This is a genomic window from Vreelandella halophila, from assembly GCF_009856365.1.
GTDB classification, from domain to species: domain Bacteria; phylum Pseudomonadota; class Gammaproteobacteria; order Pseudomonadales; family Oleiphilaceae; genus Halospina; species Halospina utahensis_B.
In genome coordinates this window covers 234,746-249,034 of sequence record NZ_WMEX01000003.1, presented here as the reverse complement: position 1 = coordinate 249,034, position 14,289 = coordinate 234,746, and the positions used below count along the sequence as shown (strand labels likewise).

Below are 14,289 nucleotides of genomic sequence, written 5' to 3'. Positions count from 1 at the left end.
CTCCTACTGCGGGGGATCCTGGGGCAGCGGGAAGACAAAGGTCTGATCGTGGTCCAGTGACAGGGAAACCGGTTGCTCCTCCTGGGGCAGGAACAGGCCGGGGACGCGGGCATGCACGTGCGCCTCCTGGTCGCCGCTGCCGTGGGCGCAGATGTGGAGCATGCTGCCCCGGCCCAGGAAACGGGCCATCAGCACGTGGCTCGAGTCGGTTTCGCCCGGTTGCTCTGGAAGAGGGGTCACCTGTATGGCTTCGGGGCGCACCATGACCTGGACCGGGGTGCCCTCGGCGAGATTGCCTGCGGCGACAGGCTCAACCGGCGTCTCAACCCACCCGTTGCGCACTTCACCCTGCCATTCGTTGGCGGCGCCGAAGAACGAGACCACGAAGGGCTCGCTGGGCTCACGGAAGAGCTGTCGCGGTGTGCCTGTCTGGACGATTCGGCCGTTACGCATCAGCGCGATCCGGTCGGCCATGAACATGGCCTCCTCGGGGTCGTGTGTCACCAGCATGGTGGCGGCCCCAAGGCGTTTGAGCACGTGGAGGGTGTCGTCGCGGATCTGGTCGCGCAGGCGCGCGTCGAGACTGGCAAAGGGCTCGTCCAGCAGCATGATCTTGGGCGAGGGGGCCAGGGCCCGTGCCAGCGCAACGCGCTGCTGCTGGCCGCCGGAGAGCGTGTGGGGGTAGGCCTGGGCCCATTCGCTCATTCCAAAGAGTTCAAGAAGGTGCAGTGCACGCTGGCGGCGTTCCTTCTCGCTGGTTCCCTTGAGCCCAAAGGTGACGTTGTCGAGGACCCTGAGGTGCGGAAAGAGCGCCGGCTCCTGGAATGCGAGCCCGACACGGCGGTGCTCCGGCGGCTGGTGGGCGCCACCGGCCTCGGCAACACAGTGGCCATCGATGAGGATCCGGCCCTCGGAAAGCGGCTGGAGACCCGCAACCGTTCGCAGCAGCGACGTCTTGCCGCACCCGGAGGGGCCCAGCAGGCAAAGGACCTCACCGGCCCGCACTTCGAGGTTGGCGTGCTCGACGATCCTGTGACCATCGGCTGCGTACCCGGCATCCTCCAGGGCAAGTACGGTGGCGGCAGTCGCAGTCCCAGCTTCCGGGGGAGCATCGGAAGGCATGGAGGCAGCGTCACGCGGGCTGTTCATAGTGATTTCTCAACCAATGCGGCGAAATAATCCAAACAGCTCAGAATAACATGAATTCAAGTGAGAACGCCTATTGGACGCGGTACCGGGGCAGCGAAGGACGATTAACAGATATGCAAATCATTCTCGTTCGGGTATGCTAGCCATCACATCAACCCTGAACCAACCAGAGAAAGAGGGCACCGGCAATGACATCATGGCGAAAGAGCCTTGTTCTGGCTCCGTTTCTAACCGTACTTTCCCTGCCCAGTGTTGGACTCGCGGAAGAGCTCAACATCTACACCGCGCGCCATTATGACTCGGATGAGGCGCTCTACAGCGCGTTCACCGAAGAGACGGGCATTGAGGTGAACACCCTGGAGGGTGATTCGGACCAGTTGATCCAGCGGATCAAGCGCGAGGGCGCGGCCAGCCCGGCCGACATCCTGATGACCGTGGATGCGGGGCGGCTGTGGCGTGCCGAGGAGGAGGGTGTCTTCCAGCCCGTGGAGTCATCGGTCCTGCAGCAGCGCCTGCCCGACCAACTCCGCCATCCCGAGGGCCTGTGGTTTGGTTTCAGCCAGCGCATTCGGGCGATCTTCTACAACCGGGAGAACATCGATCCCGAGCTGGTCCAGCGCTACGAGGACCTGACCCGCGCCGAGCTTGAGGGCGAGGTGTGCATCCGGTCTTCCTCCAACATCTACAACCAGTCCCTGTTGGCCAGTCTTATCCACCATCACGGTGAGGAAAAGGCGAAGGAATGGGCCCAGGGCGTCGTTGACAACATGGCACGGTCCCCCGCTGGTGGCGATACGGACCAGATCCGCGCTGTCGCTGCGGGCGAGTGCAGTGTTGGCGTGGCGAACCACTATTACTACGTGCGCCTTCTGAAATCCGACAAGATCGCTGACCGCAAGGCGGCCCGGCGGGTCGGCATCATCTTCCCCAACCAGGAAGGTCGCGGTGCCCACGCCAATATTGGTGGCGCGGGTGTGGTAGCCGGTGCCCCCAATGCGGACGAGGCCCGGAAATTCCTGGAGTTCCTGGCGTCCGACAAGGCCCAGAATATCTTTGCTTCCGGCAACAATGAGTTCCCGGTGGTGGACAGCGCCTTCGCGGATCCGGTTCTCGAATCCTGGGGCAACTTCAAGACGGACGACGTTAATGTCAGCGTGCTTGGCCGCAATAATCCCCGGGCCGTCCGGCTGTTTGATGAGGTGGGCTGGCGCTGATCCCGGCGTTACCCGCTGCCGTACCCAGAAGACCACTTTCGTAAAAAGCGACCTGCGATGCGCATTGCGATCGGTCTTCTGGCACCCTTCCTGTTGGTAGCCTGCGCCAGTGGCCCTGGCATCCCTGACGAACCCCCATACGCTGTTGGCGTTGCCCGGGCCATCCTTTTCACGCCGGATGACTGGCCTGAAACCCTGAGGGCGGACATCCATTACCCCGAAACCAAGGCGGAAAAACAGCATGCCGGCGTTCTGATGGTACATGGCGGCGGCTGGGAGTACCGCTCCCGCGCGGACATGAGTGATAGGGCGAATGCGCTGGCGCGGCAGGGCTTTGTGGTGATGAACATCGATCACCGCTTCGCGCCGGAATACCAATTCCCTGCCCAACTCCATGATCTCCAGGTGGCGATGCGATGGTTCCAGGAGAATGGCGGTGATTACGACCTGGACCCGGAGCGCGTCGGGGCCTGGGGCTTTTCCTCAGGGGCGCACCTGGTGAGCATGTTGGGCCTGGTCTCCGGGAAGGAGTCGCCGCTGAATGAGCCCTGGGGTGGCGCCGAGCTGGAACCCGGTGCGGTTGTGGCGGGAGGCCTGCCGGCGGACTTCGATAAGTTCGAGGGCGGGCGGCGGCTGGAGCAGTTGCTGGGTGTGACCTACGAGGCCAATCCGGAGGCGCATCGCGAAGCCTCGCCCATCCATCATGCCCACGAAGGCGCCCCGCCGTTCTTCCTGTTCCACGGCACCTGGGATGCGCTGGTGCCCATTGATCACGCTGAAGACTTCGCGCAGGCACTGAGGGCGAAGGATGTGGACGTGCGGCTCTACCGGCTCTGGCTGCGCGGGCACGTGCTGAGTTTCCTGTTCAATGACGGGGCAACCGCAAAAGCAGTGGACTTTCTGGATGCGTCCCTCAACGGTGATTCAGGGGGCTGATCCTGCTGGTCAAAACGGACCGGGAATGGTCATGATGTGACAGATTCGTTCATGATCCGTTGCCGGTGCATTGCGAGCAGCCGGTGACGCGCATGCGGTTCTCGGCGGCGAAGCTGGAGGAACCGATCCGGCAGTGGACGGGGGTGACGCCATACAGGTACCGCAAGCAGGGGTGACAGGAACCAATCAGGATCCCCGATTCCGTATTAGACTGCTACATTAGAGCGTTTAACGGGGCAGCGGCCCTGTCCAGAGGGAATGCTTCGTCGTACTTTCGAGTGAGATACGTCCTATGGAGTTGCCACCCGGACTTTTCAGAGAGGCTCTGGAAAAGAGCAATGACGCGATCATGATAACGGACCCTCAACTGGATACCCCTGGGCCCCGGATCCTCTATGTTAACCGCGCTTTTGAAACCATGACGGGCTACGCCCGTGAGGATGTTCTGGGAGCTACGCCGCGGGTTCTGCAGGGGGAGAAAACGGAAAAAGCCGTACTGAAGCGTCTCAAGGGGGCGCTGGAGCGCGGAGAAACGTTTACGGGAGAGACTTACAACTATTGCAGGGATGGAACACCCTTTCTGATGGAATGGTCCGTTTACCCCGTCAAGGATGATAGTGGTGCGGTCACTCATTATCTGGCGACACTGCGTGATGTTACCGACAGACGCGCGCGATTGCGTCGCAGCAAGCAACTGGAAGCGGTGAACCGGATACAGCGGGAGGTTGCTCAGGGTGGCCTGGATCTGCAGCGGGTTCGCGAGAAGATTGTCGAAACAGCCCTGGAAATAACCAACGCTGATGCCGCCGCGGTGGAAGAGGCGGAAGGCGATGAACTGGTTTACCGCGCAGTAGCGGGGCGCGCTGGTGAATTACTGCATTGGCGTCTGCCGATCGATGAAAGCCTTTCCGGCCTGAGCTACCGCCGTCAGGAAGTGCTGCTCTGTGAAGACTCGCGGTCTGATGATCGGGTCCGGTTGAAGGAGGGGGCCCAGCGGATCGGGTTTATTTCGGGGGTTATGGTGCCGCTGGTTCATGAACACCGTTGTTATGGTGTTTTCAAGGTCTTTTTGGCGACACCGCACGCGTTTGGCGAGGAAGACTGCCAGTTGCTTGAGCTGGCATCGGGCGTTCTGGCATCAGCGTTGTTCAACGCAGCAGCCTTTGACGATGAAGTCAGCCGGCGGAACCTGCTGGTGGACGCGATACCGATCCTCGTCTCCTATATCGATCGTGACCGCCGTTACCAGGAAGTGAATGCCGCTTACGAAAAATGGTTCGGCATTTCTGCCGCCGACATCCGGGGTAAGCACTTATGGGAAGTCCTGGGTAATGAGGCTTATGAAACCATCCGCCCCCATCTTGATGCTGCGCTGTCCGGCAACTCTGTCAGCTATGAATCTCGAATCCCCTATGCCAGTGGTGATCAGACCGTTCATGCCCAGTATGAGCCCCATATTCTGCGTAATGGTGAAGTAGCCGGCGCCTATGCGGTGGTGAGGGATATAACAACGCTGAAGCAGGCGGAAACCGATTTCCTCACTGGCCTGTTCAATCGCAGGAAGTTTGAGGCGCTGGCGCAGAACATCCTGAAAAGCGCAGCGCGCTATGACCAGGACGTGACCCTGGTGCTGATGGATGTGGATGCTTTCAAGTCGCTGAACGACCGCTTTGGGCATCTCGAGGGAGATGCGGTTCTCAGGAGCATCGCCCAGCGGGTAGCAGGCACTTTACGTGATGCTGATACGCTGGCCCGTTGGGGTGGTGAGGAGTTTGTGATTCTGGCGCCCGAAACCGATGCTGAGCAGGGTGTCCAATTGGCGGAGCGTGTCCGGGCGGCTGTCTGTGATGAACCTTTCGGTGACGCGGGCATGGTCACGATGAGCCTTGGCGTAGCCCAGTGGCGCCAGGGGGAAGATCTCTTCTCCCTGCAGGACCGGGCTGACAGGGCACTGTACGCGGCCAAGCATCAGGGGCGTAACAGGGTCGTGGCCGGATAGGTTGGCCAGAAGCCCTATCCAGTGGATGGGGTTCAGGTGGGGCATACCGGGGCGTTGATGAACATGGCATGGGTAATGGATTATAATTCGATGTAAATACGTTGTGCCGGGAGATGGTTATGGAAACGAAGACTGCACGCCTGACGGTTCTGGTGGATCCGGAAAAGAAGAAGGCCTTTGAAAACCTGTGCGCCTCCCAGGATCTGACCACCTCCCAGGTGGTGCGCCAGCTCATCCGGGACTATCTCGCCCGCCATGGTGTGGATTACCCCACACGTACTCCTGTCTCCGGCGAGGAGAAGTAGCTCAGAACCGGACCACCGCCCACTTGAAACCGAGCGCCTGCAGTTCCCCAATGGCCTCGTCGACGGTCTGGAACTGGCAGATGTCGTCGTTCTCGTTCAGCAGGAAATAACTGCGCCCCTCTGTTTCCAGAAAGAAAAGAATCCACTTTCGACTTTGCGACGGTGCGGGAATGACCCGTGCCGCATCAATCCTGTGATGACTGTGCAGGTCGATGATGTCCTCGCGCTTCATCTGGTTCCCCCGTTGTATTCGTTGCTTGTCTCGGTGCCTGTGGCCGCTGTGGCGAGGTGAATTTCCGGCTCTCCAATGATAGTATGCGTATTATATGTTAATACCATTAACATTGAATGAAGTCCCTAAAGGCGAGTCTGTTTTCCCATGACTGATCGATCCTTCCTGAGGAATGTTCCCGGCATCGCCACTGGCCTGCGTGCCGCCTGGGCACAGGGTTATGGCCTTTCCGATCTGCGCCACGACGTGATGGCTGGAATCACCATTGGGACCGTGGCCGTGCCTCTGTCCATGGCTTTGGCGATTGCTACGGGCGTGGCGCCCCAGCACGGTCTCTATACAGCGATTGTTGCCGGCGTTCTGATTGCGCTGACCGGAGGTTCACGCTTCAACGTGTCCGGCCCTACCGCGGCTTTCGTGGTGATTCTTTTCCCGATCGTTCAGGAATACGGGCTGGGTGGGCTGCTCATCGCGACCATGATGGCCGGCGTCATGCTGGTGGCACTGGGCATGGCCCGGTTGGGGCGGCTGATCGAGTTTGTTCCCTATCCGGTGATCCTCGGGTTTACCGCTGGTATCGCGGTGGTGATCGCGGTACTGCAGGTGCCGGACTTTCTGGGGCTCAGCGTGAGTATGGGAGAGCATTTTCTCGCCAACCTGGGGCGCATACTGGGGGCCCTGCCGCGTTTTGACCCGGTCGAGCTGGGGATTGGTGCGCTGACGCTCTCGGTACTGCTGATGTGGCCACGCCTGAAGCTGCCGGTGCCTGCGCCCCTGATGGGGCTGGTTGCCGGGGCGACTGCGGCCTATGCCATCAATCACTGGTTCGCCGGTGGTGCGGGAGTGGAAACCATTGCCTCGCGCTTCACCTGGGAGGCGGGAGGCGAAAGCGGCACCGGGATCCCGCCCATTGCGCCCACGCTGGCGGCGCCGTGGTCCCTGCCGGGCCCTGATGGCCAGCCGCTGACGGTGGATTTCCAGCTGATCCAGGCGCTGATCGGACCAGCTCTGGCCATTGCCATGCTGGGCGCTATCGAGTCCCTGCTGTGTTCGGTGGTGGCGGATGGTATGACCCGGACCCGGCATGATCCGAATGCGGAGCTGATTGGCCAGGGGCTGGGGAATATTGCCGCGCCACTTTTCGGTGGTATTACCGCCACGGCGGCCATTGCCCGCACGGCGACCAACATCCGCAGCGGTGCCCGCTCGCCGATCGCGGCGGTAGTGCACGCGCTGGTGGTGCTGCTTGCGGTGGTGGCATTGGCCGGCGTTCTGGGAATGGTGCCCATGGCGGCCCTGGCGGCACTTCTGTTCGTGGTTGCCTGGAACATGAGCGAGGCACGGCTTTTCGTGCGCACACTGCGCTCCGCGCCGGCGGGGGATGTGACCATTCTGCTGGTCTGCTTCACCCTGACCGTGGTGTTCGACATGGTGCTGGCGGTGGCCGTGGGAGTGGGTCTGGCCGCCGCTCTGTTCATCCGCCGCATGGCACTGCTCACGGAAGTAGAGCAGGTCAGTGCTGAGGACCATGCCCTGGTGGAGGGGCTGCCTGCGGAGGTGGCCGTCTATGATGTGGATGGGCCGATGTTCTTCGGTGCGGCCGAGAAGGCCGTGACCTCCCTGCGTCTGGTGGACCCGAGAATCCGTATCGTGATCCTGGACATGCACGATGTGCCCAGCATGGACGGCACGGCCATTGTGGCGCTGGAAACCCTGATCCGGGAAATGCACCACGATGGCGTCTCCCTGATCCTGGCCGGGCTGCCCGCACGCATCATCCTGAAGCTCCGCCGTGCAGGGTTGCGCAGCGTGCAGGGGCGGCTCGGTTACTGTTCCGGCCTTCCGGCCGCGCGCTCACTGGCGCTGCGGTGGTGTTACTCGCACAGGTAATCCCACAACCGGCGATCAAGCCTTTATACTGTTTTCACATTCTGAAAGGCGGTTGCCGGAGTCCGTGCATGCGAATACCCGTGGCTGTTCCTGCTCTTCTGGTTCTGATGCTGGCGTTGCCGGCCTGTCAGTTGATGCCGGAGGGGACTGAGGCGGCGGATCACCAGCTGAGCTGTGGTGACCGCACTCTGGGGTACAGTGTTGCCGGAGACCGGCTGCAGCTGCACATGGAGGACGGCAGGCGGGAACTCAGGCGCGAGGAAAGTGCCACTGGGGCCCTGTACCGCAGCCGTTCCGGCGACACCGAGTTCTGGAGCAAGGGCGAGCGGGTTACCGTAACCCTGGCCGGGGAGCGTCTTCCCGAGTGCAGGCATACGGACCGGGCGAGCCTGGAGTCCCCCGAATGGCGTGTGTTCGCGGTGGAGGACGCGTCGGTACCGGAACAGGCACGGCCGGTCACCCTGAACTTCATGCCGGAGGGCCGTCTTGCGGGGCGGTCCGGCTGCAACCACTTCATGGCGGCCTGGGAACGTGTCGGGGATCGCTTGATTATTGAGCGGGCAGCCACCACCCGGATGGCCTGTCCGTCTTCTGTCATGGGCTTCGAGCAACGGTTTATCGGGGCTTTGAGCCGGGTTGAAAACGCTCGCATGGAAGCGGATGGAACGTTGGTGCTCGTTGGTCGTGAGGACAACGGGTTGATCAGGGCCTCGGCATCCGCGGAAGGAGGCCCGGAATGACAGACCGGATCAGGACCCGGCGGATCCATGATTCCGTCTCCGACGACGATGGTTACCGCGTGCTGGTGGACCGGGTCTGGCCCCGGGGCATCAGCAAGCAGGCAGCGGCACTGGATGAATGGTGCCGTGAGCTGGCACCTTCCACGGAACTGCGCAAATGGTTTGGGCATGACCCGGAACGCTGGCAGGGGTTCCGGGAGGCCTACCGGGATGAGCTGGCCCAGTGCCCTGAAGCGCTCTCCCGGCTTATGGAACAGATGGAAAAGGGCTGCGTGACCCTCCTGTATGCCGCCCGCGACCGCGAGCACAACCAGGCGGTGGTATTGGCGGAGATTCTGGCACAGGAGTGGGCTGAGACCATGGGCCCCAACGAATCCAGTTCACCGGTGTGTTACGCGGACCAGGTCCCCGACACCGGTGCCGACCGAGGTTGAATCTTTGTTGAAAGCAGATGGAAGTCGGGCACTGGCGCTGGCAGCGCTGGTGCTGGTGGGCCTGACAGGCTGCAGCCTTCGCCCGCCGGATGTTGACCCCAAGGTTGTGCGGGTGGGCGAGGTGCCCCAACAGAGCCAACAATCCCACCAATCCGCGGATGAAGCCGCCAGTGAACCGGCCTCCGCGGAAAACAGCGATGGCGCGGACGATAGCAGCAGGGAGACAAAACCTTCCTTCGCTGAACAACGCGAGCAGGTCTCCCGGCCCGCGCAGCTGGATGAGCCGGAGGCGCTGGGCCGCGCACTGGCGGCGTTCTACCGTATGCGCTCGCGGGCCTTCATGGCGCCCGTGGCCAGCCATGTTCAGGGTGCCGTGAATCTGGGTGGTTCAGGCGGTGACCGTGAAACCCGGCGTTGCCCGGACGGCGGTGTTTTCCACCTGGAATGGCAGGGGCCGGACGGCGAGCGCTCGGGCTCCAGGGAGCTGCTCTACCAGTTTGATCAGTGCCGTGGTCACTTTGGGGATGGCCCCATGCTATCGCTCAACGGTTATTACCGGCGAGACTTCCGCCCCCTGGTAGGGCGTGAGCAGGTGATTGAGTCCTTCGATGTCCATGGCTACCAGGGAGAAGGCAGCCAGCGTCAGCCGATCGCTCTGCGTGGTGAGCAGCGGGTCCTGCGCCCGGCTGAGGGCGGTGTGGTGCGCAGTACCGAGCGTATGGAGATGGTGCTGGGCGAAACCTATACCGCTCTCAGGGGGGTACGTGATGAGATCACCCCGGAGGAAGGGGAGGGCGACAGTGACTTCGCCTCCTTCAACACGCGTTTCGTGACCACGATTGAGGGGCGCCTGTTCAGTTCCGAGCTCGGGGGCTGGGTGGATATCGCCACCGGCACGGGGCTGGTGGAGCAACAGGCCCCCTGCTCTGCCAGTGGCGTTGTGGCCATCAGTGCCGAGCGTAATGGCGAGGTGCGCTTCGGGCCCCACACCGGAACCCATCACCGGGTGGCGCTGGAACTGGAAAGCGGTGAGGTGGTCCGGTATGAACGCTGCTCCAGCTTCGGGGAGGCGTTCGGCTTCGGGCGCTAGCGTTCGGACGCCATCCAGTCCAGTAGCTGTTCGGCCATGCGGTCGGTAGCCGTGCCCATGGCGCGGGCTGCGGCCGTGGGCGTGTTTTTCGCCAGCGGTTCGGAGACATTGAACCGGCGGGTGGCTCTGGTGCCGTCTTCCCGTCTGTCGACCAGCTGCGCATCGAACCGGATCACGGCTCGTGGCGTTGCCCTGGTCTGGTCCACCAGGAAGGCGCGTAGATGGCCGCTCAGGGCCAGGTCCGCGTTCAGGTTGTCATCACGGATGCCCAGTGTGCGGAAGGCGCCGGTGTTGTGGAAGGCGTCCAGAACCTGATCCCGCCAGAGTTCCGGAGCCGGCGCGCTCCAACGGATGCCTGACCAGGCGCTCAGGCGCTGCCCCTCGCGGAGTACGACCACCCGGTTGCTGCTGGTGAGGTCGTCTGCCCTGGGGGCCCGGATCACCAGTGACGTGGCGCTGGGCTCCACGGGCTGTTCGTTCAGGCTGGAGGGCGGCAGCCGGTAGAGCTCATAGCGGTTGGGTTCCGGCAGCACGCTGCAGGCCCCCACAAGGGTGACGGCAAGCAGTATCACAAGCCGTGCCGGCAGATGGGCCGTGTGTTTCATGGCTGGTATTCCTCGAGTTTGTCCCGATTGAAGAGGGTGCCGGCCGCATCGGATTCCAGCCGCTGGCTGAGATCACGCAGTGCGCCCAGGGTCCGGCGCATTTCCTCCAGGGTCGGGCCCAGGCTGGCGGACCCCTGCATGGCCTTTTCCAGGGCTTCCCTGTTGCCGCTGACCAGTGCCTCGACCTCCGTAACCGCCCGGCGTGTGGCGCGTGCGGCTTCCGCGGTATCCGCCAGGGCCTGCGGCGCGTCTTTCTTCAGCATCTGCCGGGTATCCGTGATCAGAGCCCGTGCTTCGCTCAGGGTTGTCTGCGCTTGCTGGCCGGTCCGGTTCCAGGTCTCCAGGGTCCTGCTGATCCGTTCCTGCTGGTTGTTCAGGTTGCGGGTCAGTTCCGCCATGCCGTCCAGGGTCCGGTCGATGTTCTCCAGGTTGCGTCTGGAGAGCAGGGATTCCATGCGCTGCACCAGCTGGTTGATGTTGGCGAGGATGTCGCCGCTCTGTTCGCGCAGCTGGGAGAAGGGCGACGGACGGGCCGGGATCTCCGGCGTGGTGCCGGGTTCCGACACCAGGGCCAGGCTGTTCGGTGTGCCACCACTGAGCCGGATATGGGCGGTTCCGGAGAGCAGGCCCGTGGGCTGGATCTGGGCATGGGTGTTCTGTTTGACGGGCGTGCTTGGGTCCACCTCGATGCGGGAAAGCACCCGGCGTGGGTCGCGCGGATCGAGTTCAAGCGAGGTGACCTGACCAACCGTAATGCCGTTGTATTTGACGTTACTGCCAACGGTGAGCCCTGAGACGGCCTCATTGAAGATGATGCGGTATTCCGCCTGCTTCTGATGGAGACCGCCTTCCGACAACCACCAGCCGAACAGCAGCAGACCGGCCACCATCAGGATGGCAAAGAGCCCGATCAGGATGTGATGGGCACGGGTCTCCATTCAGGCACTCTCCCGGTTGGTGGATGATTGGCGCATGGCCGCCCGGCCACGTGCCCCGTGGAAGTAGGCCCGGATCCACTCATCGTCCATGTTGGCAACCTCGTCAAGGGTACCTATGGTCATTACGTGCCCCTGGCCGAGCACGGCTACCCGATCACATACGCGGTGGAGTGTGTCCAGATCATGGGTCACCAGGAACACGGTCAGGCCCAGGGCGTCGCGCAGGGTCAGGATCAGTTCGTCGAAAGCGGCGGCGCTGATGGGATCAAGGCCAGCCGTGGGCTCATCGAGAAAGAGCAGATCCGGATCCAGCGCCAGCGCCCGGGCCAGGGCGGCGCGCTTGACCATGCCGCCGGAGAGGGCTTCCGGGTAGAGCCTTGCGGTCTTGGCTTCCAGGCCGGTGAGCCGGATCCGGGTAAGCGCCAGTGCTTCGGCATCGGCCTTTCCGAGGCCCGCCTTCTCCCGCAGGGGCAACGAGATGTTCTCGCACAGGGTCAGAGAGGAATAGAGAGCCCCACGCTGGAACAGCACCCCCGTACGACGGGTCAGGCGTGGATCCGGCGCGCCCCGGTGGTCCAGGGGGGCGCCCTCGAGGTTGATGCGGCCGTTATTGGGTTCATGCAGGCCGATGATGCTGCGCAGCAGTACCGACTTGCCGGAGCCGGAGCCGCCGACCACGCCCAGGATCTCCCCCTTGTCCAGGCTCAGATCCAGATTCTCATGGACCCTGTGATCCCCGAAACGGTTACTCAGTCCGCTGACCTCGATAAGGGCGCCGCGCGCGGTATCCATCACCATCCGATCTCCATGAAATACATGGCCGCCAGGGCATCCAGAAGGATCACCACAAAAATCGACTGTACCACGCTGGAAGTGGTGTGTACCCCGACGGAGCGGGCGCTGCCCCCGGCTTTGAAGCCTTCCAGGCAACCGATGACGGCGATCAGGAAAGCGAAGAAGGGGGCTTTGACCAGGCCCGCAAGGAAATGGTTGAGCGGGACTTCACTGATGGCCGTGATGAAGCGCGAAACCGGAATATCCACCACGGTCAGGGCAATGAGGCCACCGCCGCCAAGACCGGCGAGTACGGCGATGAAGCTGAGCATGGGCAGTACCAGCACCACGGCCAGTACCCGTGGCAGGACTTCCAGCTCCACTGGGTCCAGGCCCTGGGCGCGCAGGGCGTCCAGTTCCTCGTTGGCGTTCATGGCCCCGATATGGGCGGTGAAGGCGCTGGCGGTGCGCCCGGCCATGACAATGGCGGTGATCAGAACACCGAATTCCCGCAGGAAGGAGTAGGCGACCAGGTCGATGGTGTAGACGCTGGCGCCGAACTGGCCCAGAACCGTGGCACCCAGGTAGGCGATGACCGCGCCCACGGCGAAGGTGAGCAGGGCAACAATCGGCACGGCGTTGAGGCCGGTGGTCTCCATGTGGTGCAGCAGCGCGGTGAACCGCCAGCGCCGGGGCGAGATCAGGCAGCGCCCGGCACAGGCGATAACGGCCCCGATGAACCCGATCAGCAGCCGCGCCTTGGCGGTGGCATCGGTCAGCGCCTTGCCCATGCGTGCCAGCAGCTCCAGGGGGCCCCAACGGGTCTCCGGTGGCAGGGTGCCACAGTCGGCCATGGCATTCGCCACGGTGATCAGCAGGGCCCGGCGGGCTTCCGGGAGTTCCGGGCTGTTCCCGGCGATCTGGCGCAGGCGCTCGCCGCCCACCAGTTCCGCCAGCAGGGTGGCCCCCGCTGTATCCAGATGCTGGATGCCGTCGAGCACCACCTGGGTGGGGGCGCTGCTGATGGCCCTTGTGCTTCGGCGCAGGGCGCTGTAATGGGTCAGGGTCCAGTCACCCGTGGCCCGGAGCGTCTGCCCGTCGTCGGCGCGCTGGAGCTGCCCCGGTTCAGTCCCCGCCATGGGGGCTCCGGGGCCATGGCTGGTCAGTCGAAGATCCCGTCATAGAAACGCAGGGTCCCTTCCCAGGCTGTTTCCGCCGCGTGTTCGTCATAGCCCACTGGCATGTCGAACTCCCTGGCGTACTGATCCGCCTTCGGGTTCATGAACGAGTGCTGGACGCCCGGGAAGCTGCGCAGCGCGTAGTCCACGTCAGCGCTGTGCATTTCCTGAACGAAGCCGGAAACCTGTTCAGAGGGGACGAACTGGTCGGCGCCGCCGGTATAGGCCCGCACGGCTGCTTCCACCTCACCGGATTCCGCCTCGATGGGGCTGCCCAGGCTGCCGTGGAAACTCACCACGCCCTCCAGGTCCATGCCCAGGCGGGCCATGTTCAGGACCACGGCGCCCCCGAAGCAGTAACCCTGGGCGGCGATCTGGTCAGGATCGACAGTGTCGTGTTCCTGCAGCTGCTGCATGGCGGTTCGGAAGCGGGCCTGCATCAGGTCCATGTTGCTGCTGGCCTGCTCCATGAACTCCTTGGCCTTCTCGGGATGCTCGGCGTGTTTGCCTTCGCCGTACATATCCAGCGCCAGAGCGGTATAGCCTTCTTCCGCCAGCTTTTCCGCCTGGTTGCGGCTGAACTCACCGTGGCCCCACCACTCATGAACCACCAGAACACCGGGGCGTTCCCCGCTGACGCTGTCATCCCAGGCCATGTAGCCTGTGTGGGTCTGACCCTGGACGCTGTACTCAATCTCCTGGGTCTGGACGGCCGCTGTTGCCGGCACGGCGATTAATGCGGTTAGAGCAAGCGGAATACCCACACGGGTCAATGTGCCTGTCATGTTCAACTCCCTTGGTTTGG

Annotated in this window: 15 protein-coding genes; 8 read left to right on the top strand and 7 right to left on the bottom strand. The window is 63.1% G+C overall.

Going from position 1 to position 14,289, the window contains the following annotated elements:
- Positions 1–3 precede the first annotated feature (3 nt).
- On the bottom strand, positions 4–1,149 hold the full coding sequence (locus tag GLW01_RS06780; protein WP_237416516.1) for an ABC transporter ATP-binding protein: 1,146 nt from the start codon (positions 1,147–1,149) through the stop codon (positions 4–6).
- A gap of 188 nt (positions 1,150–1,337) precedes the next feature.
- Here GLW01_RS06780 and GLW01_RS06775 point away from each other — a divergent pair, with 188 nt between their 5' ends.
- The 4 genes from GLW01_RS06775 (at position 1,338) to GLW01_RS06760 (ending at position 5,603) form a co-directional block, all read left to right on the top strand.
- Positions 1,338–2,363: a Fe(3+) ABC transporter substrate-binding protein gene (locus GLW01_RS06775; protein ID WP_160898583.1), complete on the top strand. Its 1,026-nt coding sequence runs from the start codon at positions 1,338–1,340 to the stop codon at positions 2,361–2,363.
- Positions 2,364–2,420: 57 nt separating this feature from the next.
- Positions 2,421–3,299 carry an alpha/beta hydrolase gene (locus GLW01_RS06770; RefSeq protein WP_160898582.1) on the top strand — a complete coding sequence of 293 codons (879 nt, stop codon included), beginning with the start codon at positions 2,421–2,423 and terminating at the stop codon, positions 3,297–3,299.
- A gap of 292 nt (positions 3,300–3,591) precedes the next feature.
- Positions 3,592–5,298, top strand: coding sequence for a sensor domain-containing diguanylate cyclase (locus GLW01_RS06765; RefSeq protein WP_286173233.1), 1,707 nt, complete (start codon positions 3,592–3,594; stop codon positions 5,296–5,298).
- Positions 5,299–5,417: 119 nt separating this feature from the next.
- A complete protein-coding gene (locus GLW01_RS06760) occupies positions 5,418–5,603 on the top strand; it encodes a ribbon-helix-helix protein, CopG family (RefSeq protein ID WP_095617633.1) in 186 nt (61 codons plus the stop codon).
- A 1-nt stretch (position 5,604) separates the two neighbouring features.
- Here GLW01_RS06760 and GLW01_RS06755 read toward each other — a convergent pair whose 3' ends face one another.
- Positions 5,605–5,835 carry a hypothetical protein gene (locus GLW01_RS06755; RefSeq protein ID WP_151441684.1) on the bottom strand — a complete coding sequence of 77 codons (231 nt, stop codon included), beginning with the start codon at positions 5,833–5,835 and terminating at the stop codon, positions 5,605–5,607.
- 147 nt (positions 5,836–5,982) lie between these two features.
- Here GLW01_RS06755 and dauA point away from each other — a divergent pair, with 147 nt between their 5' ends.
- The 4 genes from dauA to GLW01_RS06735 all read left to right on the top strand — a co-directional run bounded on the left by dauA (position 5,983) and on the right by GLW01_RS06735 (position 9,989).
- Positions 5,983–7,725, top strand: a complete 1,743-nt coding sequence (dauA, locus tag GLW01_RS06750) for a C4-dicarboxylic acid transporter DauA (RefSeq protein ID WP_160898580.1) — start codon at positions 5,983–5,985, stop codon at positions 7,723–7,725.
- A 68-nt stretch (positions 7,726–7,793) separates the two neighbouring features.
- Positions 7,794–8,465, top strand: a complete 672-nt coding sequence (locus GLW01_RS06745) for an META domain-containing protein (RefSeq protein WP_160898579.1) — start codon at positions 7,794–7,796, stop codon at positions 8,463–8,465.
- Positions 8,462–8,899 (top strand): DUF488 domain-containing protein, encoded by a 438-nt coding sequence (locus GLW01_RS06740; protein ID WP_160898578.1) that lies wholly within the window; start codon positions 8,462–8,464, stop codon positions 8,897–8,899. Before GLW01_RS06745 ends, GLW01_RS06740 begins: the two co-directional genes overlap by 4 nt.
- Before the next feature lie 7 nt (positions 8,900–8,906).
- Positions 8,907–9,989, top strand: coding sequence for a hypothetical protein (locus tag GLW01_RS06735; RefSeq protein WP_160898577.1), 1,083 nt, complete (start codon positions 8,907–8,909; stop codon positions 9,987–9,989).
- Here GLW01_RS06735 and GLW01_RS06730 read toward each other — a convergent pair.
- The 5 genes from GLW01_RS06730 to GLW01_RS06710 are packed head-to-tail and all read right to left on the bottom strand — an operon-like array spanning position 9,986 to position 14,269.
- A complete protein-coding gene (locus GLW01_RS06730; RefSeq protein ID WP_160898576.1) occupies positions 9,986–10,594 on the bottom strand; it encodes an ABC-type transport auxiliary lipoprotein family protein in 609 nt (202 codons plus the stop codon). The genes GLW01_RS06735 and GLW01_RS06730 overlap by 4 nt on opposite strands.
- Positions 10,591–11,532, bottom strand: a complete 942-nt coding sequence (locus GLW01_RS06725) for an MlaD family protein (RefSeq protein ID WP_151441678.1) — start codon at positions 11,530–11,532, stop codon at positions 10,591–10,593. Before GLW01_RS06725 ends, GLW01_RS06730 begins: the two co-directional genes overlap by 4 nt.
- The gene (locus GLW01_RS06720) at positions 11,533–12,330 is read right to left on the bottom strand and encodes an ABC transporter ATP-binding protein (RefSeq protein WP_202405602.1); all 798 of its coding nucleotides are present in this window, start codon (positions 12,328–12,330) and stop codon (positions 11,533–11,535) included. It lies immediately after the preceding gene.
- Positions 12,324–13,445, bottom strand: coding sequence for an MlaE family ABC transporter permease (locus tag GLW01_RS06715; RefSeq protein WP_160898575.1), 1,122 nt, complete (start codon positions 13,443–13,445; stop codon positions 12,324–12,326). Before GLW01_RS06715 ends, GLW01_RS06720 begins: the two co-directional genes overlap by 7 nt.
- Positions 13,446–13,468: 23 nt before the next feature.
- The gene (locus GLW01_RS06710) at positions 13,469–14,269 is read right to left on the bottom strand and encodes a dienelactone hydrolase family protein (protein ID WP_151441676.1); all 801 of its coding nucleotides are present in this window, start codon (positions 14,267–14,269) and stop codon (positions 13,469–13,471) included.
- Between the last annotated feature and the right edge of the window lie 20 nt (positions 14,270–14,289).